At 34.8% G+C, this 25,034-nt stretch carries 18 protein-coding genes; 3 read left to right on the top strand and 15 right to left on the bottom strand.

Going from position 1 to position 25,034, the window contains the following annotated elements; translation table 11 throughout:
* Window positions 1–3: 3 nt before the first annotated feature.
* Window positions 4–1,695 carry a metallopeptidase TldD-related protein gene (locus A8L32_RS07470; protein ID WP_075590270.1) on the top strand — a complete coding sequence of 564 codons (1,692 nt, stop codon included), beginning with the start codon at window positions 4–6 and terminating at the stop codon, window positions 1,693–1,695.
* A gap of 64 nt (window positions 1,696–1,759) precedes the next feature.
* Here A8L32_RS07470 and A8L32_RS07465 read toward each other — a convergent pair whose 3' ends face one another.
* Window positions 1,760–3,586: a tetratricopeptide repeat-containing sensor histidine kinase gene (locus A8L32_RS07465; protein ID WP_075590269.1), complete on the bottom strand. Its 1,827-nt coding sequence runs from the start codon at window positions 3,584–3,586 to the stop codon at window positions 1,760–1,762.
* 171 nt (window positions 3,587–3,757) lie between these two features.
* The gene (locus tag A8L32_RS07460; RefSeq protein ID WP_158027211.1) at window positions 3,758–5,527 is read right to left on the bottom strand and encodes a tetratricopeptide repeat-containing sensor histidine kinase; all 1,770 of its coding nucleotides are present in this window, start codon (window positions 5,525–5,527) and stop codon (window positions 3,758–3,760) included.
* 588 nt (window positions 5,528–6,115) lie between these two features.
* Here A8L32_RS07460 and A8L32_RS07455 point away from each other — a divergent pair.
* On the top strand, window positions 6,116–6,772 hold the full coding sequence (locus A8L32_RS07455) for a DUF6261 family protein (protein ID WP_075590267.1): 657 nt from the start codon (window positions 6,116–6,118) through the stop codon (window positions 6,770–6,772).
* Window positions 6,773–7,018: 246 nt separating this feature from the next.
* Here A8L32_RS07455 and A8L32_RS07450 read toward each other — a convergent pair whose 3' ends face one another.
* A complete protein-coding gene (locus tag A8L32_RS07450) occupies window positions 7,019–9,220 on the bottom strand; it encodes a bifunctional alpha,alpha-trehalose-phosphate synthase (UDP-forming)/trehalose-phosphatase (protein WP_075590266.1) in 2,202 nt (733 codons plus the stop codon).
* A gap of 84 nt (window positions 9,221–9,304) precedes the next feature.
* Between A8L32_RS07450 and A8L32_RS07445 the strand changes: the two genes are divergently transcribed.
* The gene (locus tag A8L32_RS07445) at window positions 9,305–11,110 is read left to right on the top strand and encodes a glycoside hydrolase family 15 protein (RefSeq protein ID WP_075590265.1); all 1,806 of its coding nucleotides are present in this window, start codon (window positions 9,305–9,307) and stop codon (window positions 11,108–11,110) included.
* Between the two features lie 70 nt (window positions 11,111–11,180).
* Here A8L32_RS07445 and A8L32_RS07440 read toward each other — a convergent pair whose 3' ends face one another.
* The 12 genes from A8L32_RS07440 to A8L32_RS07385 form a co-directional block, all read right to left on the bottom strand.
* On the bottom strand, window positions 11,181–11,807 hold the full coding sequence (locus tag A8L32_RS07440) for a hypothetical protein (RefSeq protein ID WP_143525035.1): 627 nt from the start codon (window positions 11,805–11,807) through the stop codon (window positions 11,181–11,183).
* A 53-nt stretch (window positions 11,808–11,860) separates the two neighbouring features.
* Complete coding sequence (locus A8L32_RS07435; protein WP_075590263.1) at window positions 11,861–15,154, bottom strand: hybrid sensor histidine kinase/response regulator; 3,294 nt, start codon at window positions 15,152–15,154, stop codon at window positions 11,861–11,863.
* A gap of 143 nt (window positions 15,155–15,297) precedes the next feature.
* Complete coding sequence (locus A8L32_RS07430) at window positions 15,298–16,386, bottom strand: methyl-accepting chemotaxis protein (RefSeq protein WP_075590262.1); 1,089 nt, start codon at window positions 16,384–16,386, stop codon at window positions 15,298–15,300.
* Between the two features lie 441 nt (window positions 16,387–16,827).
* The gene (gene hemF / locus A8L32_RS07425; RefSeq protein WP_075590261.1) at window positions 16,828–17,727 is read right to left on the bottom strand and encodes an oxygen-dependent coproporphyrinogen oxidase; all 900 of its coding nucleotides are present in this window, start codon (window positions 17,725–17,727) and stop codon (window positions 16,828–16,830) included.
* A gap of 23 nt (window positions 17,728–17,750) precedes the next feature.
* Complete coding sequence (locus A8L32_RS07420) at window positions 17,751–18,065, bottom strand: DUF6787 family protein (protein ID WP_075590260.1); 315 nt, start codon at window positions 18,063–18,065, stop codon at window positions 17,751–17,753.
* A gap of 12 nt (window positions 18,066–18,077) precedes the next feature.
* A complete protein-coding gene (hemE, locus tag A8L32_RS07415) occupies window positions 18,078–19,109 on the bottom strand; it encodes a uroporphyrinogen decarboxylase (protein WP_075590259.1) in 1,032 nt (343 codons plus the stop codon).
* Between the two features lie 78 nt (window positions 19,110–19,187).
* The gene (hemL, locus tag A8L32_RS07410) at window positions 19,188–20,480 is read right to left on the bottom strand and encodes a glutamate-1-semialdehyde 2,1-aminomutase (RefSeq protein ID WP_075590258.1); all 1,293 of its coding nucleotides are present in this window, start codon (window positions 20,478–20,480) and stop codon (window positions 19,188–19,190) included.
* A 24-nt stretch (window positions 20,481–20,504) separates the two neighbouring features.
* Complete coding sequence (hemB, locus tag A8L32_RS07405) at window positions 20,505–21,473, bottom strand: porphobilinogen synthase (RefSeq protein WP_075590257.1); 969 nt, start codon at window positions 21,471–21,473, stop codon at window positions 20,505–20,507.
* Window positions 21,474–21,484: 11 nt separating this feature from the next.
* On the bottom strand, window positions 21,485–22,288 hold the full coding sequence (locus A8L32_RS07400; protein WP_075590256.1) for a uroporphyrinogen-III synthase: 804 nt from the start codon (window positions 22,286–22,288) through the stop codon (window positions 21,485–21,487).
* Entirely contained in the window at window positions 22,281–23,213 is a 933-nt protein-coding gene (hemC, locus tag A8L32_RS07395) for a hydroxymethylbilane synthase (RefSeq protein WP_075590255.1), read from the bottom strand. The genes A8L32_RS07400 and hemC overlap by 8 nt, the downstream gene beginning before the upstream one ends.
* Window positions 23,214–23,230: 17 nt before the next feature.
* Window positions 23,231–24,490 (bottom strand): glutamyl-tRNA reductase, encoded by a 1,260-nt coding sequence (gene hemA / locus A8L32_RS07390; RefSeq protein ID WP_075590254.1) that lies wholly within the window; start codon window positions 24,488–24,490, stop codon window positions 23,231–23,233.
* Window positions 24,491–24,574: 84 nt separating this feature from the next.
* Complete coding sequence (locus A8L32_RS07385) at window positions 24,575–24,931, bottom strand: hypothetical protein (protein ID WP_075590253.1); 357 nt, start codon at window positions 24,929–24,931, stop codon at window positions 24,575–24,577.
* Window positions 24,932–25,034: the final 103 nt, after the last annotated feature.

Genomic DNA, 25,034 nt, shown 5'->3' with positions numbered 1-25,034 from the left:
TATATGCATAAAATCATCATACTATCCATCATCATACTATCAGTTATTACTAATACCGTGTGGGCTCAAAAAAGCAATGCATACATTATAAAAAAAGCTTTGCAAGATGAACTTAGCAGAGGAATGGACAGCATTGCAGCCAATGAAATAGAAAAGCCATGTTTTATGTCGTTTACTATTATAGATGGCGAAATAAGTTACATTGCAGCATCCCTTGGCGCTTTAATTGGTAGCAACACCTCTCCTGCTTTAACTTATAGCTCAAGATTAATTGTAGGCGATTATCATATGAATGATGAAAACTTCAATTACAATGAAAGTCGAGATTATAAATACAATCAGGAAATAAGAATGCCGCGCAAGGTAGATTATTGGGGAATTAGAAGAGCCCTTTGGTCATCGACAGAGCGCATGTACGAAAATGCAAGCAAAAGCTATAAAGCTAAAAAAGCATTTTTAGAAGATAACAACCTAACAAAAGAGGATTATGTATTACCTGATTATTCAGCTGCACCTGTAGTGAATATGGAATTACCTCAAAAGCAATTGGAGGTAGACCTGCCATATTGGGAAGATGCCGCTAGAAGGATATCAGCTGTTTTTGTAGATTATCCTGAAATTACGACTTCCAATACGGAGTTTTCTTTTATGCAATCAACATCTTACTTTATAAATAGCGAAGGTACATCTTATACATATCCGAATACCTTAGTTAACATTGATATTCAAGCGGCTTTAAACGACACCATCAATAATACTGTTCAAAAATCTATTTCGTATACTGGTTTATCCATTGATGATATACCTTCGGTGGATTCGCTGATGCAAGCGAGCCATCAATTAGTTCAACTTTTAAAGGATGAAAAGGAAAGAGAAGCTTTAAAAGAAGCCTATAACGGTCCCATATTATTTGAAGGTTTAGCTGCCTCTGAGTTACTTTTAAACACTTTCTTCTCGTACAACGGACTTATTGCTCAACGTGAAGCTTTAAATTATCAAGGATATGATTTCCGACTTCCAACTGAACCTGAGAGTAATTCAATGGAAGCAAAAATTGGCAAAAAAGTAGTTGCTGAAAGTATTACTGTAAAATCACTATCTAACCTGAAGAATTATAACAATAAGAAACTATGGGGAGCCTTTGAAATAGATGGAGAAGGTGTTGTACCTCCGGAAGAACTGACATTAATTGAAGATGGTATTTTGAAAACGCTATTAAATGACCGTGTTCCTTCATTCGGAGTAAAAGAGTCGAATGGGCATAACCGAATTAATAGCTTATGGGGTAATCAGGTATTTCCTGGCGTATTAAAAATAGAATCAAATGAAGCTATCGCCAAAAATAAGATGAAAGATGAACTGATTGCTTTAGCAAAAGAGAATGAAAATGATTACTGTTTTATTGTAAGAGAGAGTGAAGAACTTAACGACCAATTTGTATACCAAGTTAATGTAAATACAGGAGAGGAAAAACTAATAAGTACAGGAAGAGTGAGTAATGTTAAAATGAAGGATCTGAAAAAGAAAGTGATTTTCTCAGATAATGAAGAGGCTTATAATATTACGCGAGGTACTATGCTTAGCTCAGTAATTTCGCCAGATGCTATTATCGTAAAAGACATGGATATTTCGGCTATTAGACCTGGAAGAAAAAATAAAGCAGCAGTGGTTGCCAGCCCGTTGGTTAAGAATTAAGAGCACACAGAGAAAGGGTGCAAAGACTCAAGGCATTATATTGTAGCGGTTTTACTCCTAATAATTAAGCATCTATTTGGGTTGGAACCAAGAATGAGAAAGTACTTCCTTGACCTTTTGCGCTCTTAATATTTAATTTACCTCCATGCTTTGCTATAAAAGAGTTACATAAAGATAGACCTAAACCAGAACCTCGTTCACCATTGGTTCCATCTAAATGAAAGTTTATGTTTTCGTTTAAGACTTTATCAACTTCTTCCTGGCTCATGCCAACACCTTCATCTATCACTGAGAAATCTACTTTATCTTCTTGAATAGTACTCACTATTTTAATGGTACTACCTGGTTCAGAAAACTTAATAGAATTAGAAACTAGATTACGCAGAACTGTCATCAACATATTTTTATCTCCCTTAAAAGATACTGGCGCTGCCTCTACTTTAAGTTTAATATCCTTTGTTTTTGCTAAATGATCCAACTGCTCAATACAAGCATTTATTATTTCATTAGCTTCTAATTGATCTATCTTAGGATGAAACATATCATCATTGCTTCGGGTCCAGGCCAATAAAGTTTCCAACAAACTATGCGTAGAATCCACCATAGGCACAAACTTAGTGACCATTTGCTCAATAGATTTATTATCCAGTAACTGATAATGCATTAAATGGGTAAAATTCTTCAAATTACCAACAGAATCTCTTAAATCATGACCTATAATAGATAGTAGTTTTTTAATAGAACGATTGACTTTATCCAAGCGTCGCATCAATTCAAGATTCTTTCTGTGCTCCCGTTGTTTCAAAATCAACACAACTACGCTCACAACTAACAAAGCAAATGCCACCACACTCCATATCTGAAAAATAGTTCTCTGTTTAGCCAGATTTTTATTGCTCAATTCAGTATCCTCAAGCTTTCGATTTTGCTCATCAAAAGCATACTTAGCTCTGAGTGTTTTAATTACATCTTCCTTATTCTTTATATTGATAGAGTCGGAATATGCCTGCTCTAACCGCGCATAGCTTAAGGCTTTTTTGTAATTCTTCTTATCTGAATAAATGGTACGCAATAACTCATATCCCTGAATAAAGATATCATGGTTTTGCAGTTGCTCATTATTGGTCATAGACCTATTTATAAAAGCTAGCGAACTATCCACATCACCATTATAATAATACGATCGTCCAATAGCGTACTGCTCATTCACTATATCATAAAGCAATTCCCGAGCTTTATATTGCTCCAATGCCCTTAACCCTTCCTGAATTGACTTTTCATATTCTTTTTGAGAATAATATAAATAGCTCAATCCATCCAGATTATAAGCCCTTATTATATCCGTTGTATCATTTATATATGAGCATGAGAGCTCGTAATAATAGTGAGCCGAATCATATTGTTCAAAATCAACAAAATTACCAGCCATGTTGCTATAATCATAAGCAATCGTCAAACTATCCCCCTCTAGCAGGTTATACTTAACAGCCTCTCTATCATAGTTCATCGACAGACTGTCTTCACCCATTTCTGCATAAACTGTCGCTAATCTACTATAACAAAACCCTAGGGAGTAATTGTCATCAGGCTCAACTAATGCCAAGGCATTCGTAACCAAATCTATGGCTTGCCTGTATTCTCCAGCTATTGAATACACATCTCCAAGACCAATGTAACTATAAACTAAATTACTGGTATCATTCTCTCTCTCTGCGAGTTCTTGTAACTTTAAGTAGTAAGCAAGTGCCTCCTGATGCGACTTGTATAATGTCTCCTGCCCTAGTATCTGATAATTCAGCATTAACTTGCTTACATCCGTTTCGGTTTGAATAGCCTTTTTAAGACTATCAACAATAGCATCCCTATCCATGGCATTACAGTGTATTACCATCAATAAAGTTATCACCAAACATGTAACACGTTTAACGCCTCTATATTTTAAAATCCCTCTCCCCAACTTATTGTTCTTTATTATAATAGCTATACGCTATCAACTTTAAAATGTTGTATCGGTTTTATTTATTTATTATATCTAATTCTATTTTAACAAAGCTTCACCCGTTTACGTATACATTGGAACTGAAAAAGTAAATTGAGACCCTTCTCCTTTTTTACTTTCTGCTGACAAGTTAGCTCCATGCTTCTCAAGAAAAGAAATACAAAGAGATAAACCTAAGCCAGAACCACTTTCGCCATTTGTTCCATCTACATGCTCTATTTTTTCTTTATTTAGTATAGCACCTAGTTGTTTTTCACTCATTCCTATTCCTTCATCTATAATCGAGAAATCAACATGAGATTCTCGCACTCGACTCTTGATAGTAATAGAAGAGCCTGTAAAAGAAAATTTAATTGCATTACTAATTAAATTACGCAATACAGTTTGTACCATGTTTTTATCCACAAACATAGTAGCCTCCTCAATATCTTCTACAATCTTTATTTTCTTTGACTTAGCTAGATGAGATAAATGACTATAGGATAACTTAACGATATGCGCAACACTCAATTGCTCTTTTTTTGACACAAAATTATCATCATTATTTCTAGACCATGTAAGTAGCGTATCCAATAAACCATGAGTAGAATCCACCATAGGAACAAAACTCGATACCAAATCCTCAATTGATTTATTGTCGAGTAACTCAAGGTGCATCATCTGAGTAAAGTGTTTAAGATTACCCACCGAATCTTTTAAATCATGCCCAATGATGGATAGTAAATCTTTAATAGATTTATTGACATGATCCAATTCTAAAACTAATTCTTGATTTCTCTTATGTTTCTTTTTCTTTTGGAGAATAACCATAATACACCCCAATAACAGAATGATGGATACCAAACTGAATACAATCAGCTTGGTTCGTTGGTTGGTTAAATCAATATTGCTTTGTTTAGAAGTCTCAAGTACTGTTCTTTGCTCATTAAACTCGTGCCTTATTTTTATAGATTTGATGATACTTTCTTTATTTTCTATATCCATAGAATCGGAGTATGCTTTTTCTAATAAAGAATACTTCAGTGCATTTTTATAATCATTGTTTATACGATATAAATCGAACAATAAATTATAGTTCATTTTATGCAACTCAAAATCATTACATTCCTCCGCATTTTCAATCGCTCGCTCAGCATATTTAAAGGCATTTTTAAAATCCTTCATCATAAAGTATACTGAAGCCAAATAGTTTTCTTCCAGAGCTAACTCGTATACCATGTTTTTGTCACGATAAAACGCTATTGCATTATTATGGCAAACAATTGATTTTTCATATTTCTGCTGATTGGTGAAAGTAAAACCTAAACGGTTATTATTATAGGCATATAAAATATCATCTTTATCACTCATCTCTTTTAATGAGCGATTATAAAGATTAATGGCAGAATCAAGCTCATTGATACCAAAATAATAAGATCCAATATTATGTATGCAATAAGCAATATATAAGGTATCCTTTAGGTCGGTATAACACTTTAAGGCTTGATGGTCGCACTCTAAAGAACGTTCATATTCCTGAAGCTGAAAATACGAGATAGACAATTGCGTATTGCTACGAGCAGTGAGCTCACAATTTCCTTTGGCATTCTCTAAAGCTTTCTGGGCAAAAACCACCGCTTGATCATTCTCCCCCAACTGAATATATAGCTCACTGATACCAATTAAACAATTCACGACTCGTAACGTATCGTCGTATTTAGTGCCTATATATTTTGCTTGCAGATAATAGTCTATGGATTCAGAGATGGATTCTTGAGCCAGTTCCTTGGCTAGTTCAAAATACAGCCTTCCTTTTGTGGTATCTTGTTGGCTATACCCTAATGTTTGCTTCAAACTATCTACCTTATTACTTTGTGCCTGCAACTTATTCGTTAGCAAAAGGCAAAACAAAGCCAGTAGAACCCCGTTAAAACGGTATTTAATCCTATTTAAACTGCTATAAACCAAGTATAAGTGTTATTTGTAAACCAGTGTGCAAATTAACGCTTTTTAATTCATATAACCATGCTTTAATAATATAACCTTTTCATGTGCTTTTACGACCTCATTTTAAGGAATATCCCTTATGATCAAGCTCTGCCTAACCCTAACAAAACAAGACTTCATAGATTTAATTAAACTATATATATCGTTAAACCCCCTTAATGGATAATTATAAAGTATAAAATAATAAAGCCCGTTCGATTACGCTCAAAACCTCATCGTTTTATTATGATTATTACAAAGCAACACACCCACATTACGCCAGAATAATATCAACACCTACAACCTTATCTTAAAACACCTTACAAAACATCACCAAACACATCGCTCTAAAAGTTTATTTTACATTCCGCTATTTTATATTACAATATTTTTTACTATATTAGTAATACAACCTAAGATTATAATGATTTATTAACCATATAAAATTCTAATAAGATGGACACATTATCATTACCCAAACTAAAAAATTACCAATTGCAATCTGTAACCGAAGACACCATTTCTATCTGCAATGACCTAACTCTATTAGAAGACCCACTTGCTAAAATTAGTGAGAAGCTTGATTTATTTAAAGGTGGAATGACTAAACAACAAGCTTCTGTCGAAAATAAAAAGGAACTAGACACCTCTAGAGATACCTTAACGGCTAGTTTTATTAAAGCTGTTCACTCAGAAAAACATTATCCGTATGTTACTATTGAAGCTAGAAACACGATGGAAACATTACTTATTGCAGTTGATGCCTACGCTAATAAAATTACCAGATTAAACTATGGCGAGGAATCTACAGCCATTGACAACCTCATATTAGATTTAAAAAAGATTGATTTCACCTATATAAGCGACTCAGGCTTGGAGCGCTGGATTCCATTAATAGAAAGATCCAACAGCAATTTTAAAATAGCATCCCGAAGATATTTTGCTCAAAACCCAGGAGCAGCTGTAAAAAGCTCATCACAAATAGCACCTGAATTAATGGACTCTCTTGAGGGTTTATACAGTATGATATATGCACACCTTAAAATATCTCCTAACAAGGAACTAAAAAAGGCATATTACGAACTTCAGTTTTTATTAGACACCTATCGTTAAAAACTAAATAGAAAAGTAAAACACAAAATACTATCTGATTTATTAGCTTATTGAAGCATTTTTCTGATTTTTTATGGGCAATAAGTCGCTACTTAAATGTGGCGGCTTATTTTTTTGCGTAAAAAAAAGGTTGCTCATGTAACTTACACCAGCAACCTTCTTTAAATATTTCGTTGGTTTTAATTATTAGTCCAATTTACAAAGTGTTCAGAAAGCACTCTACAAAAAAACACTAGCCATCTATACCTACATCTTCTTTAATAATCCTCTAACTGCATCAACCGACTCAAGTTTATAGGCCGCCTTAGTATGCGTCATGCCAACTTTAATGGTTACAGCCTCCTCTGGTAACTCTCTAAACATAAACTCATCGGTCCAATCATCACCTAAAGCAATGATATAGTCGTAGGGTTCATTATTTAAAAACTTAAGAGCAGCCACACCCTTATTAATTCCACCACTCTTCACTTCTATCACTTTATTACCTTCCATTATTTCCAGGTTGTGATTACTTAAGTGGGTATTCAACTCATCTTTTAATTCATTAGCTCTTAACTCACCTTGCTCTGGTTCCGATTTACGGAAATGCCAAACCAAAGAATAGTTTTTCTCTTCAATAAAGCTACCTGGCGTTCTATCTACAAAGTTCTCCATAATAGGACGAACATTAGGCATCCAATTATTATTAACAGCAGTCAACATTTCCCAATCGCCACTTACTTTTCTCATCCAAACGCCGTGCTCGCAAATTAAATTTACTTTGTGACCAGCGAACCACTTTTCAAGTGTATATCTATCGCGTCCACTAATAATAGTAACGGTATTAGCCTCATTATCCGTAAGATTTTTAATGATACTATGCAATTCGTCATCAGGCATTGCATCTTGCGGATTCTTTTTAAAGTGAGCCAAAGTACCATCGTAATCTAAAAAGATTGCTCTCTTTTTGCTCCCTTTATATTTAGTAACTAATTTTTCGGCTAAGCTCTTGGTAATTCTCTTAGCTAGGAAAACGCTTTGAATATCTTCTGCCTTCTTTAATGATTTAACAAACTCATCTGCCCATTTAAATACATCATAGCGTTGAATTCGTTCGCGCATAAATGAGATACGTGATTTCTGTTCTTCAATAGGCATTGTTAAGGCTTGATTAATGCTGTCGGCCATTTCCTCTTCATCCACAGGATTGATGATCAAGGCTTCTCCCATCTCTTTAGCTACACCAGCCATTTCGCTTAAGATAAGTACACCCGTATTATTTAATCGAGATGCAACATATTCCTTGGCTACTAAATTCATTCCATCGCGCACTGGTGTAATCAATGCCACATCACACGAAGTATATAACTCAATTAAGTTTTTAAATGGTAAAGCACGATAAAAATACCATATAGGTGTATAATTTATGCTACCATAAGCACCATTAATCTGACCTACCAACTCATCTACTTCCTTCTTCAGCAATTGATAATGATCCACCTGATCGCGAGATGGTACCGCTAACATAATAAGCGTAACTTTTTGCCTAAATTCAGGATACTTCTCTAAGAAACGTCCAAAAGCTTTCAGGCGATTTGGAATTCCTTTGGTATAATCTAAACGATCAATCGATAAAATCAATTTCCTGTCAGGAGAAGCTAAGAAGTATTTATCCAATTCCTTATGAAGCTCCGACTTCTCAGTAATTGACTTCATTCCCACATTCTGCGAACACTTAATAAACTTGTCATAATCAATTCCCATCGGGAAAGAATCTGCCAAGATAATGCGCTCTTCAACGTATATCTGATTAAATGAAATTTCATAACCAAACAAACGACGCACACAGCTAAAGAAATGACGTTCATAATCATACGTATGAAATCCAATTAAATCAGCACCTAACATTCCTTGAATGATTTCCTTACGCCAAGGCAAAATTCGAAATACCTCATACGATGGAAATGGAATGTGCAAAAAGAACCCTACGGTAACATTAGGCTTCTTTGATTTAATCATCTCAGGCACCAACAGTAACTGATAATCATGAACCCAAACAGAATCACCATCCTCTAAAGTTTCAATGGCAGCATCTGCGAATTTCTGATTAACGGCTTTATATGCTTCCCAATTGGCATTATTAAAATCAGCAAACTGTGTAAAATAATGAAACAACGGCCATATAGTCCTATTACTAAAACCTTCGTAGAATAAATTAATCTCCTCGGCATTAAGTTGAACGGAAGCACATTTTTCGTTTTTGAAAAGCGTGTCTACCTCTTTCCCTTTTTCAGGAGCTACAGCATCACTATCTAATCCATTCCAGCCAATCCACGTTCCGCCATAATCTTTATAGATAGATTTCATCCCCGTTGCCAAGCCCCCTACACTCGCCTCAAGTGATACTTTTTCCCCTTCCTCCTTAATACTGAAGGGGAGTCTGTTTGAAACAATGTGAATTTTTTGCATAGATATAGTGTTTTTTATTTGAATATTAGAAATAATACTCCTTTTTTTGGGAGTGTTACAAAACTAACCAATAAATTTTAATATATGGAGAATCTGAATTACGGGATTATCGGAAATTGCAAATCTGCCGCATTAGTTTCCGAAAAGGGGAGTATCGATTGGTTATGTTTGCCAAAATTTGATGCACCATCAGTTTTTGCCAAACTTTTGGACAAAGACAAGGGCGGTTCTTTATCCATAGAACCAGAAAAGTTGCTTTCAATTAAACAAGAGTATATTGAAAGAACAAATTTACTTTGCACCAGGTTTGTATGCGAAGATGGAGTTTTTGAGGTAGTGGATTTTATGCCTCGATACAAAAATGATAATGGCAGTTATTATTCTCCGTCGGATGTAGTGCGCGTATTTAAACGTATAAGTGGAGCTCCCGCTTTTAGGCTTAATTACGATCCTAAACTAGAGTATGCACTACATGAAACATTTTTATCGGAAAATAAAAAGTACATTAAAGCGATTACAAAAAAAGGGCCTTATGATTCGCTTTATATGTATACCGACTTTAATTTTTCTGATATTTTAAACAAGGAGCTTATAACTTTAACCGAAAGCAAATTTATGCTGGTTAGTTATAATCAAAAACTTTTAAAACAGGACATCCATCGCGTTAAGCTTAAGATGGAACGAACAAAGGTATATTGGCTAAACTGGTCGGAGCAATCCACTACCTTTAGTAAATATAACACCGAGATAAATCGTAGTGCTTTAACTCTAAAACTATTAAGTTACGAAAAAACAGGCGCTGTGTTAGCTGCCTTAACTACTTCGTTACCTGAGACTATTGGAGAAGTTAGAAACTGGGATTATAGGTTTTGTTGGATACGTGATGGCTCCATGGTAGTAAAAATTCTTACCCAAATTGGTCATCGATCTGTAGCTCAGAACTACCTGCGTTTTATTGTAGATATTCTTCCTGAAAAGGATGAAAAAATGCAGATAATGTATGGTATCAGTGGTGAGAAAAAATTATCGGAATACGAATTACCGCATCTTTCAGGGTACGGAAATTCAAAGCCTGTAAGAGTTGGGAATGCTGCTTACAAACAAAAGCAAAACGATATTTACGGTATTTTAATGGATGCCGTTTACCAGCACTTTAGTCTTTTTTCTGCTTCGTTAGGTTATAGTGAAGACCTTTGGACCGTTGTACGAAATGTGGTTAAGATGGTGGAGAAAAACTGGCAAAAACCAGACAAAGGTATTTGGGAAATTAGAAACGAAAGCAAGCATTTTACCTTTAGTAAAGTACTGTGTTGGGTAGCTATTGATAGAGCGCAAAAAATTGCCGCCTTACTTAAACAAGATGACTATACTGAAAAATGGAAAAAGCTTGAAGATAAGATACGTGCCGATATTGAGCTAAATGCTTGGTCGGAAAGCAAGCAATCGTACACGCAAGCCTATGGAGCTGATGATTTAGATGCATCGGTATTATTAATGGAAAGTTATGGTTTTGTTGAAGCCAAAGACCCAAGATATAAATCAACGGTTTATGCTATTCAATCGGAGCTTGAGCACGAAGGCCTGATGTACAGGTACATTAATCAGGATGACTTTGGATTACCGAAATCGGCATTTACTATATGTGCTTTTTGGCTAACCAATGCCTTATACCGAATTGGAGAAAAGGAACAAGCTATTAAGAAGTTTGAGGAGCTATTGACTTATAACAACCATTTAGGTTTGTTTAGTGAGGATTTAGATTTTGAAACCAAACAACAGCTAGGTAACTTCCCGCAAGCATATTCTCATTTAGCGCTAATTGAGACAGCTATTACCATATCGGAAGGAGAAATTACAAAAGAAGAAAAAATTATGGATGCCATCAGGTAGACTATAAACATAAAAGCAGGCTCAAATAGTTATACTATTCGACCCTGCTTTTATATTATTTCTAAAAATGTTATTTCAACAAATCGGTAAATGTTCTCGAAAAAAAGTAGCTATCGTCAACCTTATAAGTTTCTGACTCCTTTTTCCACTCTACCTCCATTTCTGTAACAGGAGAACTCATCATTAAATTAAACTGCTCATCACTTAAAACAGCCGTACCTTTTAAAATAGAGAACTTATACTTCTCCATAAACTCGATATCAACATCTTCAGTTAATACCAAATCGATAGTTGCATTGCTCTTTGTTTTTAATGTTACCTTTTTTCCTGGTTTCATTTGCCCATAATAGCGGTAACTATCTAGCAAGCCCAATTCCCACTGAAAAAATACTTTAGGCGTACCATCCTCAATCATACATTTAGCTCTACCTTTTATCTTTCCTTTTACAGGACCAAAGTACTTTACTAATCGTTTACTCTCGGCATAATATAATTCACCTAGCGGAGACTCTTTTGACACGCCTTCAGCAATTTCAACGGTAGCCACATCTATGGTTTGCGTATTGTCTTCTGTTACATATTCCCACGTTCCATCTTCAAAAAGCAAAACCGCTTTACCTTCGGATGTGGTGGCTTCAATTTGTGCGTTTAATACGAATGGTAATACCAATATTACCAACAAACATATATTTCTCATTGTATTTTTTTTGGAAATATAATAAAAAGAAAACATTATACGGTTAATTATCTTTACTCCTTATCAGCTTCTACATAAGGAATCTTTAGCTTAAATACAGACCCTTTTCCTGGTTTAGATTCTACCGTTAATTCTGCCTTTAATAATTCTGCTAAACGTTTACAGATAGCCAAACCTAGACCAATTCCTCTTTTGGCACCAACCTGATCTCTATTTAATTTCACAAATTGATTAAAGATAATTTTACGCTGCTCCTCATTCATTCCTTGACCTGTATCTCTCACATAAAAAATTACTTCATTTCCATTTTTGTAAACGCCAATAGTTATGCTTCCTACTTTTGTAAACTTTAATGCGTTACCCATCAGGTTTAGCAACACCTGCCTAATTCTATATTCATCAGAGTTCAGATAGAAATCATTATTCAACTCTACACTTTTAATTATTTGCACATCTTTATTTTCATTCCTTAAAGAAAACGATGAGAATACATCATTTAATAAACGATTGACAGAAAAAGCATCTTTAGTAATTTTAAGCTGATCGGCTTCTATTAACGAAAAATCTAAAATATCTTCAATTAATACCAATAATGAATTAGAGTTGTTAACGATAAGTTCAATAAAGTTCTGTCGTTGAAAAGCGTCTAAATCAGGATCCTCCAATAAGGATGAAAACCCAATAATAGCATTCATTGGGGTTCTAATTTCATGACTCATATTGGCTAAAAAATAAGATTTTAAGCGATCTGAATTCTCCGCCTTTTCCTTAGCTAATAAGAGTTCCGATGTTCGATCAGCAACCATCTCTTCCAACTGATTTTTATGCCTTTGCAACTCGCTCTTCTGTTCTACCAACATATTATTTTGCCTACCTATGGTTCTAGTTCTTTCCTTCACTTTTTCTTGTAAAATAACTTTTGATCTTAACAGACTTCTCTCTCTCCATAAAACTAATAAATACGCAATGCTTACAAGCAAAATCGTAAATACAATATAAAACCAAATTCTCCTCCAAAAAGGAGGTTTTACAATAACTACAATACTAACTCCTTCTTTATTCCAAACATTATCATTGTTAGAAGCTTGTACTTGAAACGTATATTTGCCTGGAGGCAAATTAGTGTACGTAGCTTGAGTCGATTTAGAACTTGTATAACCCATTTGATCATCCAAGCCATCTAGTTTGTATCGATATTTTGTTTTGGCGGGGAAGGTGTAATTGATGGCATAATACCTAAAGGATATTCTATTTTGATTATAGCTTAATAACAAAGGTTTAGTATAAGATCCATTCACCGTATACACCTCATTACCATCAGCATTAGCAACGATCACATCCTTTATATACACCTGTGGAATATATGTATTACGATTCATATTATCGGGGTTAAAAAAATCCATCCCTTGAGTACCTCCAAAATAAAAATTTCCACTTTGGGAATACAAGCAAGCATGAGGGAAATAATGATTTCCTTGAAGACCATCTTCGGTATAATACTTAAAAAAACTACTATCTGAACTGTTAAACTGATTTAACCCATTTACTGTAGCTATCCAAACCTCTCCTTTTTTTGAGCATAAAATGGAACTTATTTTATTACTAGACAGCCCATTTTCCATTGTAAAACTTTCTTTTTCAACCCCTAATGAATCATAAACAAAAACACCTTCTTTACTTGTTCCTGCCCATATATTTCCATCACTATCCACATCTAAACAAACAAAACCTTTATTATCTGCAAATACCTCAATTTTATCTTTAGTTTCATTTAGTTTCAGCACACCTCTCTGCGTAATCAGATAATTCACCCCATTAAATTCATAACTGATATTGCGGCTGGGCGTAAACTTTCCTTGCGGTATCTTATCTATTAATACATTAAATGCTGAGTCGAGAACCAGTGCTTTTTTACTCCCAAAAGTTAACCAATGTCTGCGTTTACTATCAATCCTATGGTGTGATAAATAAACATTTCTATTAAAACCTAAATCAACATCTATCTTTATGGGTACAAATTCATTTTTCTTTCGAATAAACTTACCTAACTTATTTTTAAAATAGCAGATGTATAAATCTCCATTATCATCTTCCGAAATAGAGCGTATTGTATTTGTTGATATATTAGAGTTTTCTGTTGTATACACCTTAATGATATCAGTTTTAGGGTTTAGTACATTTATTCCTCCACCATCCGTCCCAATCCAAATTAAACCTTTAGAATCCTCATAAATACACCCTACTACACCATGAGATAAACCTTTATTGCGTTCGTGATAAAAATCAAACGGTGTTGTTTTATACTTTCCAAACCGCATCATTTTTGGATTATAATAACTAACACCCGCTCTAGAAGTACCTACCCACAATATACCTTCTTCATCTAGTTCTAGACTATATATTCCATCTGCAGTTAAAGCCCCTGCATTTTGGAGTTTTGTATTTATATAGTTAAACCGTTGTGTTTCTTTATTAAAAACATTAATTCCACCTTGGTCAGTGGCAATCAATATTTTACCTTTCTCATATTCCAACATCGCTCCTACAATATTATTGTTTAAGCCAAGTCCAGTTTTATTAACCTTGTATGTTTTAAAAGTTGTGTCCTGAGGATTAAAATAAATAACCCCATATTGACTTATACTAACCCATAAGTGATTATCACTATCTACTAAAACTTGTTTATCATAAATAGTTTTGGGCTTTAGTTTAGGAAGCTGGTAAACCTCCGTCGAGAAATCATCTAAATTAAGCTTGCATAAAATAGGAGTTATAAAAGATATCCAAAGATTATTGTTATCATCAATGTCTATCCCCGTAATATGTTTCCTTTCGTAAGGATAATCAACAATTGGAATATAGATCAACGAGTCCTGCTCATACGAATATTGAAACAAACCGTGCGCTGTACCAACCCATAGGCGGCCTTTTGAATCTTCTAAAACCTTTTCAACCTTTCCTTCATCTGATTTTACAGAATCGGGTCCAATAGGCATGTAACGTTTAAACGAATCAGATGAACGGTTAAATTTATTTAAGCCAACGGAAGTAGCGAACCATAAGTTTCTTTGGGAATCTTCAAAGATATCTAAAATCGTATTATTACTTATAGAATATGGATCTTCTTTTTTGCTTTGATATAGTTTAAGATTATGCGTGTCGTAGCGATATACCCCTACCACTCCTGACGAAATCCATAAATAGTCGTAACTATCCCGATAGATATCCCATACCATACTAATACCCTCCTTTGTTTTAAGGGATTTAAAAGGAATATCCTTTAATTCCTCACCTAACAAAGAAGGTATATAAGAAAAAAATAATATGAATAGAATACACTTTCGCATTCTGATTATCCTGATTATTGTATGTGAATATTAGTAACTTGGAGAGTAGATAAGGTTACCTTATTAAGATAGTGATTTTTACACCTTAATAATAATTTTCACACTTAAAATATGGCAATTATATTTTTATCCTAAATAGGATACTAATTTTCGTGACCACTATATTGCAATACTGATTTATTTAATAAAGATACAGAAGAGTAAAAAGATTCAAAGGTTGAATTAATCGATTTTACAGTATTATTTAATTCTCTTACCGTAAATTTCAGGTTATGATTTTCTTTAATATTAGAGTCGGTATAATCATCCACCTTATCCAAGATATGTGTAAAACGAATATTTTCTTTCAGGCTGCTCTTAAATTGAGATGTTATTGACTTATTAAGCTCATTAGCTGAATTCAGGTCTTTATTTAATACATCTACAATATCTGTAATTTCAACTACCGACTCACTAATATTCGCAGATAACATCCTAACCTCAGTGGCCACCACCGAAAAACTCTTACCAAACTCACCTGCTTTTGAAGCTTCAATAGACGCATTTAAAGCCAGCAAATTTGTTTGCGTAGCCACTTCACTCACAAATTTCACAATCTCTTCTATCTTTTCCGTTTGTTTTTGAAGACTATCCATCATCCCAGAAAAATTAACCACTTCCTCATCCAAAACTTGCAACTTTTTATTGGATTTAAGTACAGCATCCTGAATCTGGAGCACTTCATTTCTAATACTATCTGATATTGTTGAAATGGATTCCGTGTTATCGTTAACCGAATCTATGGTTCTATTCAATTCAGAAATTGTTCCTTTTGAGGACTCATTGATCGTTTCTTCATTCCCCATTTCTTCAACCTGAAGTGTTATATCTTGCGTATTGCTTACAAATTCTTTTAACGTTTTAATGACTTCATTAAAACCATTGGCAATATCACCAACTGCATCATTACTATTTATATCTAGCTTAACGTCGATGTTTTTATGTGTAATGCTTTTTGCCACATCCGAAACCTTAAGAAGTTCTTTGAGCAAAACTACCTTGACAAACCAATAACTTACAACACCAACTGTTATGCCTGCAAGTATACAACCTGCCACAAAATATATAAAAAAGCCTTCTTTCCAGTCTACAAAAAAATTAGCATATACAGGAAACACAAGCCCCATCGCAATTCCAAAAGCCATCATTCTATTGAATAACCTTTGTAAAATACTACGCTTTTTTAAAGCCATACTCCATAATTTTAGATTAGTATTTGCTGTATTTAATAGTATAACAAACACTTGGGATTTAATCTTATGGTAATATAACAAATAAATAAGGTATTGTTTTACCTATTTCATAAAAAACTTTCTCAACCGACAAAAACAGAAGTAGTAAAAAGATTTAAAGAGTCCTACACAAGCTCATAATAATGCCTTATTTTTGTGAAATAATTGGGTAGGTAATGAATGAAGAAAACAAAATAGAATGCTCAACATGCAGCAATAAATACACATTAGGAGATTTGCGTCGACACTGTAGTAATTGTTTTGCTTGCACTGGATGTGAAATATACATCTGCCCCAATTGTGATGCACGAATTGTTGTGCGAGAGGGGCGTGAGATGAAACGGAGAAATGAAGAGTTATAAGCTAAATATTTAGCTGAGGAAATTAAGAAACTATAACTTGTTACTTCATATTCACCCAGTCTAATTCTTTTTTCAACAAATCTAATGTTTGTTGTTCTGCAGAATCTGCTTCTGGCGCAAAGTTGTATTCCCATTGGGCCATAGGTGGCATACTCACTAATATAGATTCTGTATTACCACCTGACTCTAAACCAAACTTAGTTCCTCTATCATACACCAAGTTGTACTCTACATATCGACCTCTGCGAAGTGCTTGCCATTGTTTATTTACTTCGTTAAACTCGACGCTTTTATTCATCTCCATTAAATCGCAGTAAATATTTGGATAGGCCTTGGCTAAGTCAATGGTGTACGCCAAAAAGTTTTCAAAGGCTTCTTCTCCTTTGGGCTGAATGCGGTCGAAGAATATTCCTCCTACACCACGCGTTTCGTTTCTGTGTTTATTGAAGAAATAGTTATCCGCCCAAGTTTTATAATCGGGGTAATAGTTTTTATCGTACTTATCACAAATATCTTTTAAGATTTGATGAAACCAAGTTGCCTGCGCTTTATTGATATAATGCGGCGTTAAATCAATACCTCCGCCAAACCAACTGGTTCCGTTATCCAACTCAAAATACCTAACATTCATATGGATAATAGGCATAAAAGGATTATATGGATGAATAATAGAAGATATACCTGTTGCAGAATATTTATTAGCTTTCATACCTAAAATAGCTTCCATCTTTGGAGAAAAATCACCTTCTACATGAGAAAAATTCAGTCCCGCTTTTTCAATTACGTTTCCTTCTTTCATCACGCAAGTTAAACCCGAACCAATATCTTTGGTCCAAGGTACTTGTTGAAACACTGCTTTGCCATCACCTTCTTCGAGCTGACGACACATTTGCTGCTGTAATTCTTTATAAATTGAAGCTATTTTATTGGTATGCTGCATCTTTTCTTTCCTTAATCTGATGATTATACTTCTTTCTCTGTTTTTTCCTTCTTTTTAATAAACCGTCCAAAACTTTTCTTTTGAAAGTTGTAGAAGAAAGTAAACTGACCAAAAATAAAACCAAACACTAATAATAATATCTGATAGGCAGGAATAATGGTTAAAACATACATGGGTATTTTAAACCACAACGAAGTATCCGAATCAATACCAATCAGATCAAATATTATTTTTTTTACATATACAGCTGCACTTCCTGTTACCGAAAATACAATTAGAATTAAAATAACCTGAAGGTTACTTTCAATACCCCAACGCTGCTTTAGTTTTTCTAGCATAATTTATAATGTTTACCTTCTCCAATCTGTTCGTTTAATCCAGTCGGCTAAAAACTTTGCATTTTCGTATGGTATATCTGGTAAAAACCCATGTCCCAAGTTGATAATCCAGTCTTGATTTTTACTTCCAAAATCGATGTATTTATTTAATGAAGCCTCAATCGTTGCTTGATCTGCATACAATAAACGCGGGTCTATATTTCCCTGGAGACCAATATTAGGATCTACTAACTTACGAGCTGTTTCTATTGGCGTTTGCCAGTCAATACTTAAGAAATCACACATATCAGGTGTAATCTTGGCTATTCCTGTACCTAAATCTTTTGGAAAATAAATAAAAGGCACCCCTTCTTCGCGCACAGCTGCTGCTATTTTCTTTACCGAAGGAAAAAATAATTCCTCATACAAATCAAAAGGAATAAGTCCCGCATGCGTTTCGAACAACTGAAACACTTTAATGCCCTGTTTTATCTGACCTTTGGCATAAATAATGGATAGGTCCGTAATGGCATCCACCAGTTTTTTTATCGTTTCTTTATGCTGATAAATAAAGGTAGTAGCAATAGGAAACTCCTTGCTTCGCCCAATACCTTGAAGCATATAACAAAGCACGGTTAAGGGCGCTCCACAAAAACCAATTAATGGAATATTAGCTGGTTTTGTATCCATTATTTGTTGAATTACATCATAAATATAATTCAACTTTTCAGGATCGGGATTTAATGCTGCCACTGGATCTTTTCTATCTACCAAAGGCACATCAAACTCAGGACCTCTATCCGTAAAGTCAAGCCCCATTCCCATAGCATATGGTATTACTAAAATATCTGAGAACAAAATAGCTGCGTCCACACCTAAATCATCAATGGGCAATAAAGTTACCTCCGCTCCTAACTTAGGATCTTGCATCATCTCCCAAAAGGTATATTTATCCTTCAGTTTCATATATGATGGCAACACCCTTCCAGCCTGACGCATAAACCAAAATGGCGGTCTTTCCGTTTTTTCTCCTGCTAGTGTCTTTAGTAATATAGAATCGTTCATTATAAAAAAGTATCAAGTATCAAGATAAAAGACATAAGACCTAAAATGATTTACAATAGGTATATGTCTTTATTTAATTTATAGCAACTGTTTAAGGGCCTCACGGCTTTTATCAATGGTTTCCTGCAAATCTACTTCGCTATGTGCAATGGAAACAAAACCAGCTTCAAACTGCGAAGGTGCAGTGTAAATACCACTTTCTAATCCCATCATAAAATATTTAGCAAATAAGTCCGTATCACATTTCATTACGTCAGAAAAGTTATTCACTTCTTTTTCTTTAGTAAAGAATAAAGTAAACATAGAACCTACTCTATTAATTACACCAGGAAAACCTAAATCATCTAGGTTCTTTTGTAAACCTGCAACCAAAAATGCCGCTTTCTCTTCCAACTTTTCGTAAAAGTTTGGCGTTTCGTCTAATAAACGAAGGGTCGTTAATCCTGCAGCCATCGCCATTGGGTTTCCAGATAACGTTCCTGCCTGATAAACGGGGCCATTGGGTGCCAATAAATCCATGATTTCTTTCTTACCTCCATAAGCTCCTACTGGTAATCCTCCTCCAATAATTTTACCTAAGGTTGTTAAGTCAGGCGTAATGCCTAAAATTTCCTGAGCTCCACCTTTGGCCACTCTAAAACCAGTCATTACTTCATCAAAAATTAATACAGTACCATTATCCGTACAGGCTTTTCTTACGCCCTGAATAAATTCATCCGATGGTTTAATAACACCCATGTTACCAGTAACTGGCTCTAAAATAACTGCTGCAATCTGATCTTTATATTCATTGAATAACCCTAAAACAGAATCTAAATCGTTATAAACAGCCGTTAAGGTATCACTGGCAGTTCCTTTGGTTACACCAGGAGAATTTGGTGTTCCTAGAGTTAAAGCTCCAGAACCCGCTTTTATCAAAAAGCTATCTCCATGACCATGGTAGCAACCTTCAAACTTAATGACCAAGTCGCGCTTGGTATAACCACGAGCCAAACGTAGGGCACTCATAGTAGCTTCTGTACCTGAATTAACCATACGAACACTCTCTATGGAAGGGATCATCTTGCAGATTAAGTCTGCCATTTCAGTTTCCATTAAAGTTGGAGCTCCATAACTGGTACCATTCATAGCCGTTCTGTTCAAGGCTTCCACCACATCAGGATGCGTATGGCCTAAAATCATGGGTCCCCATGAAGCTACGTAATCGATGTACTCGTTGTCATCAATATCGGTCACTTTTGAACCTAAAGATTTTTTAATAAACAATGGATTTCCACCCACTGAATTAAATGCTCGTACAGGAGAATTTACTCCTCCGGGTATATGTTTTACTGCTTCGATAAATGCAGCTTTACTTTTTGATATATTCATTTTGTCTATTTTTCTAGGTCTTAATTAAAGCTTATCAACAATATCTTGCGTGTGGTACGATATAATTATATCCGCCCCTGCTCGCTTTATGGATGTTAATATCTCTAAAGTAATGCGTTCTTCATCTATCCAACCCTTTTCTGCCGCAGCTTTCACCATAGAGAATTCTCCACTTACATTATAAGCACAAACTGGCGTATTAAACTCTGTTTTTACTCTATTTATGATATCTAAATAACTTAAGGCTGGTTTTACCATTACAATATCTGCACCCTCAATTATATCCTGTTCCACCTCGCGCATGGCCTCATTGGTATTAGCTGGGTCCATTTGGTAGGTAGCTCTATTTCCGAATTGTGGCGCACTTTCAGCAGCATCACGGAAAGGACCGTAAAAGGCCGAAGAATACTTAGCCGAATAAGCCATAATAGGCATATTGGTAAAGCCATTCTCATCCAAGGCTTTTCTGATAGCTCCTACTCTACCGTCCATCATATCACTTGGCGCAATCATATCAACACCCGCTTGAGCCAGAGATACCGATTGTTTAGCCAAAGTAATTAATGTTGAATCATTATCCACATCACCATCTACAATCGTTCCACAATGACCATGCGTTGTATATTCACAGTTACAAACATCAGCAATTACAAAAAGTTCGGGTAATTCCTTTTTTATAGCACGTGTAGCTTGTTGTACAATGCCATTCTCCTCGCACGCTACTAAACCGTGTTCATCCTTATGCTCTGGTATTCCGAATAATAATACCGACTGAACACCTTTCTCATACAACTCCTTACATTTTTCTACCAAAGTATCTACCGAAAGTTGATAATTACCAGGCATGGAGTTAATTGGGTTTTGCACACCTTTTCCTGGGCGCACAAACAAAGGCATAATTAAATCGTTTGGAGTTAACTGAGTTTCTCTAATCATATTACGAGAAACCTCGGTGCTTCTTAATCTTCGAAGTCTTGTTATAGGGAAAGCCATAATTTTATATTTTATTTTGTCAAGGGGTTATCTTTTGTATGATAATAATCCAAAACTGCATTGGTTAATCCTTGTGCATTGGGCTCATTAGCCACAGCTAAAGGAACAACTCCATAGTTCTGAGCTTCTAGAGCTGTAGTCTGTCCAATACAAACTATTCTCATTGCTTTATCCTGAGTTATAGAATATAGATTTTTGAATGCGGAAGGACTAGCGACAACAATCATCTCGTAATCATCATTACTTAATCTTTTTAAGAGTGCCTTATCTATATTTTTGGGTAAACTATTTTTATATAAATCAAGTCTAGTAATCTGAGCAAGCTCTCCAACTTTATTTACCAGGTGATTAGGTGCCAATTCGTTGGTTACCCAAATCACATTTACATCCTTGCCCTTCAGGTACTCGGTAAATTTCTGCGCAAACTCCTCACCGGTTTTTGCCATGGCATCAAAGGCAATGGGTAAACCAGCATTCGTGATTACTTCGGAGGTTTTATAACCCAAAGAAGCAATTTTTACTTTTGAAATAATATCTTCAAAATGATTGTGTTTTCTTATTTTTTTCAAAAAGAATTCAAAACCAAAGGCACTGGTAAATGCCACATGTGTATATTTATCGTAGTTCGCTAAAACCTCACAAGCTTCTTCATTGCAATTAACTTCACTTAATTCAATCATAGGCAACTCTAGTAGTTCAGCACCATATTTACCTAAACACTCCTTCAATTCTTCCGATTTACCAACAGGACGTGTTGAAACAAAGCATTTCCCTGCCAATGAATCTTCTTTATGTTTTAACGCAGCATTAAGCATTATCTCGAATATCCTTTAATATATCCTTGGCTCCTCTTTCAATAAGCTTTTGAGCCAACTCTTTTCCCAATTCCTTGGCGTTAGACAAACTTCCTGCAATGCTATCTTTTAGATAAATATCACCATTTAAGGAAGAAGCAAAACCAGTTAAAGTAATTTCTCCCGCTTCACTTGAACTATATGCTCCAACAGGTACTTGGCACCCACCTTCTAGCTCTCTCATAAAAGCTCTTTCTGCAGATACGGCATCTAATGTTGGTTTATGATTAATGACCTGTAATAAGTCATTAACCCTATTATCTCCCGCTCTCGTTTCTACCGCAATAGCTCCTTGCGCTACTGCTGGGATAAACTCAGTTGGTTCCAGAACCTCAGTTATATATTTCTCTAAACCTAGTCTCTTTAAACCGGCGGAAGCCATAATCATAGCATCGCAATAGCCATCTTCCATTTTTTTCAAACGAGTATTCACGTTTCCACGGATATCTACTATTTCAAATGCAGGGTTTATTTTTTTCAAGCCAGCAATTCTTCTTAAACTAGAAGTAGCAATTTTATGATTTTCATTCAGCTCATTCAACTTTAAGCCATTTTTACTCACTAAAGCATCTCTATAATCTGCTCTCTCGAGCACTGCACCTAATTGGAACTCTGCAGGTAATTCGGTAGGTAAATCTTTAAGACTATGAACAGCTAAATCAATATCTCCTTCCAACAAGGCCACTTCAAGCTCTTTGGTAAAAAGTCCTTTATCTCCAATCTTAGAAAGTGCAACATCTAAAATTTTATCGCCTTTGGTTTTAATTATCTTTAATTCAACCTCTAAATCCGCATATATTTCTTCTAGGTCGGCCTTTACTTTATTGGCTTGGTACAATGCCAACTGACTTCCTCTTGTACCAATTACTATCTTGTCTGAGTTCATTTGGGTAATTCTCTTAGCTATTTAATATCAAACTTAAATAATTGGTTGATATCATCTAAAGAAGCCGTTGAGCTTCCATTGTTAGTTAATTCTTTCAGGTTTTTTATAAAGTAACGGGTATATTTCTGGGTAAGCAAACTTGTTAATTTCTCTAGTTGATCGCAAGTATCTTCTCCTAAACAACGGCGATATTCTGCTAATTCGTTTTTATTGAGTTCTTGCATATTAGTGGTAATAGTATTAATAACAGGGCGTAAAGACCTACTGTTTAACCACGTTACAGATTCTTCTACCAGTTCATTGATGATAAACTCTGCATTTTCCAGACTTTGTTCTCTTACATCTTTATGGTCATCCACAATCTTTTGTAAATCATCCACACAATATAACTTAACTCCATCCACTTTATCAACTTCAATATCCACGTTTCTAGGAACCGACAAATCAATATAAAGTTGCTTTTTACCTTTTCTTACTTCAGAAGAGGCTTTAACATCCTTCTTATCAATTAAGTATTGACCAGCATCCGTTGCTGTTATTACAATATCTACTTTGTGCAGTTGCTCTTTATAATTACCAAACAACATGGGTTTAATGCCATTTTTCTCCGCAACATCTAAAGCTTTTTTATCTGTTCTGTTGGTTAGATAAATATCTTTAACCCCTCTCTTCTTTAATCCTCGAATGGAGAGAACTCCAGTTTCGCCAGCACCAACCACTAAAACACTCTTGCCCTTGAGGTTATCAAATTCTCTCGAACATAAATCAATTCCTACATAACCTATTGAGTTAGCTCCTTGCTGTATTGCCGTTTCAGTTCGCACTCTTTTACTACACTCAAAAGACTTTTGAAATAAACGCATTAACACAGCATCTGTTAAGTTGGCCTCCGTACTATATAAATAAGCCTTTTTCATCTGGCTTACAATCTGATTTTCGCCAATAACCATAGAGTCCACCCCTGAAATAACTTCAAAAAGATGATTGATGGCTTTAAAATGAGATAAATGATAAAACTTATCGTTATAGTTATCATGTACCCCAAGAAATTCATGCAATTTTTTTAATAAAGCAAGCTTTAAACCTGTTACATCAGATGAACTATATGAGTAGTATATCTCAGTACGGTTACATGTGGCCAGTATAACCACTCCATAAATATCTTGGTTAAGCAAAATATTTTCAGAAAGAGGTATAATCATGTCTTGAGCAATCGAAAATTTATCTCTGACATCCAGAGAGGCAGTTTTATGGTTTACACCAAGTACTCCAATCATTTAGTATAATTTAATTGATACTTCTTGTGAGCTATAGATTAGTTTCATCAATGGGTGAATCCTTACACCTAAAGAGAAATAAATTTACGCACAATATGGAGGAGGACGAGTAGAAAAGCTAGTAACTAGCTTAAAATGATATGAATTAGAATAGAAATGCTCCTTAGCTTTAATGTTTTGAATGAGGTTAAAATCATACTTAACAGTTACTTCTGCACTTTCTGAATACTCATTTTTTACATCCGACGTATCATCCCAAAAAAAACTATTTGCTACTTGACTTTGACTCTTAGCAGCTTCGTAGGTGATTTCTTTAATGGTTAAATCTGCTAGTTCGGTATTATTTTTACACTTAAGCGCATAAGCACCACAGCCAAATAAATACAAGGCTGCCAGTAGTAAATACGTAAGGTGTGTAGAAAATAATCCAACTAAAACCACAATCTTTTTTTTAACGATACAAAGGTACTATTTACATTCCAATAATTAACACACATTGCCTTCGCTTTGTTTTGAATACTCCTCTAAAGAAATAAAAAAAGAG

Origin of the sequence: Labilibacter marinus (genome assembly GCF_001659685.2) — a bacterium.
Lineage (GTDB): Bacteria > Bacteroidota > Bacteroidia > Bacteroidales > Marinilabiliaceae > Saccharicrinis > Saccharicrinis marinus.
Note: the sequence above shows the minus strand (reverse complement) of the source record. Positions and strands in the feature narration are given on the sequence as shown.

Excerpts from the sequence above, each read along its gene's own strand:
- A8L32_RS07470 (WP_075590270.1), top strand. The coding sequence starts at position 4 with ATGCATAAAATCATCATACTATCCATCATCATACTATCAGTTATTACT.
- A8L32_RS07465 (WP_075590269.1), bottom strand. The coding sequence starts at position 3,586 with ATGGTAATACACTGTAATGCCATGGATAGGGATGCTATTGTTGATAGT.
- A8L32_RS07455 (WP_075590267.1), top strand. The coding sequence starts at position 6,116 with ATGGACACATTATCATTACCCAAACTAAAAAATTACCAATTGCAATCT.
- A8L32_RS07450 (WP_075590266.1), bottom strand. The coding sequence starts at position 9,220 with ATGCAAAAAATTCACATTGTTTCAAACAGACTCCCCTTCAGTATTAAG.
- A8L32_RS07445 (WP_075590265.1), top strand. The coding sequence starts at position 9,305 with ATGGAGAATCTGAATTACGGGATTATCGGAAATTGCAAATCTGCCGCA.
- A8L32_RS07440 (WP_143525035.1), bottom strand. The coding sequence starts at position 11,807 with ATGAGAAATATATGTTTGTTGGTAATATTGGTATTACCATTCGTATTA.
- A8L32_RS07435 (WP_075590263.1), bottom strand. The coding sequence starts at position 15,154 with ATGCGAAAGTGTATTCTATTCATATTATTTTTTTCTTATATACCTTCT.
- A8L32_RS07430 (WP_075590262.1), bottom strand. The coding sequence starts at position 16,386 with ATGGCTTTAAAAAAGCGTAGTATTTTACAAAGGTTATTCAATAGAATG.
- hemF (WP_075590261.1), bottom strand. The coding sequence starts at position 17,727 with ATGCAGCATACCAATAAAATAGCTTCAATTTATAAAGAATTACAGCAG.
- A8L32_RS07420 (WP_075590260.1), bottom strand. The coding sequence starts at position 18,065 with ATGCTAGAAAAACTAAAGCAGCGTTGGGGTATTGAAAGTAACCTTCAG.
- hemE (WP_075590259.1), bottom strand. The coding sequence starts at position 19,109 with ATGAACGATTCTATATTACTAAAGACACTAGCAGGAGAAAAAACGGAA.
- hemL (WP_075590258.1), bottom strand. The coding sequence starts at position 20,480 with ATGAATATATCAAAAAGTAAAGCTGCATTTATCGAAGCAGTAAAACAT.
- hemB (WP_075590257.1), bottom strand. The coding sequence starts at position 21,473 with ATGGCTTTCCCTATAACAAGACTTCGAAGATTAAGAAGCACCGAGGTT.
- A8L32_RS07400 (WP_075590256.1), bottom strand. The coding sequence starts at position 22,288 with ATGCTTAATGCTGCGTTAAAACATAAAGAAGATTCATTGGCAGGGAAA.
- hemC (WP_075590255.1), bottom strand. The coding sequence starts at position 23,213 with ATGAACTCAGACAAGATAGTAATTGGTACAAGAGGAAGTCAGTTGGCA.
- hemA (WP_075590254.1), bottom strand. The coding sequence starts at position 24,490 with ATGATTGGAGTACTTGGTGTAAACCATAAAACTGCCTCTCTGGATGTC.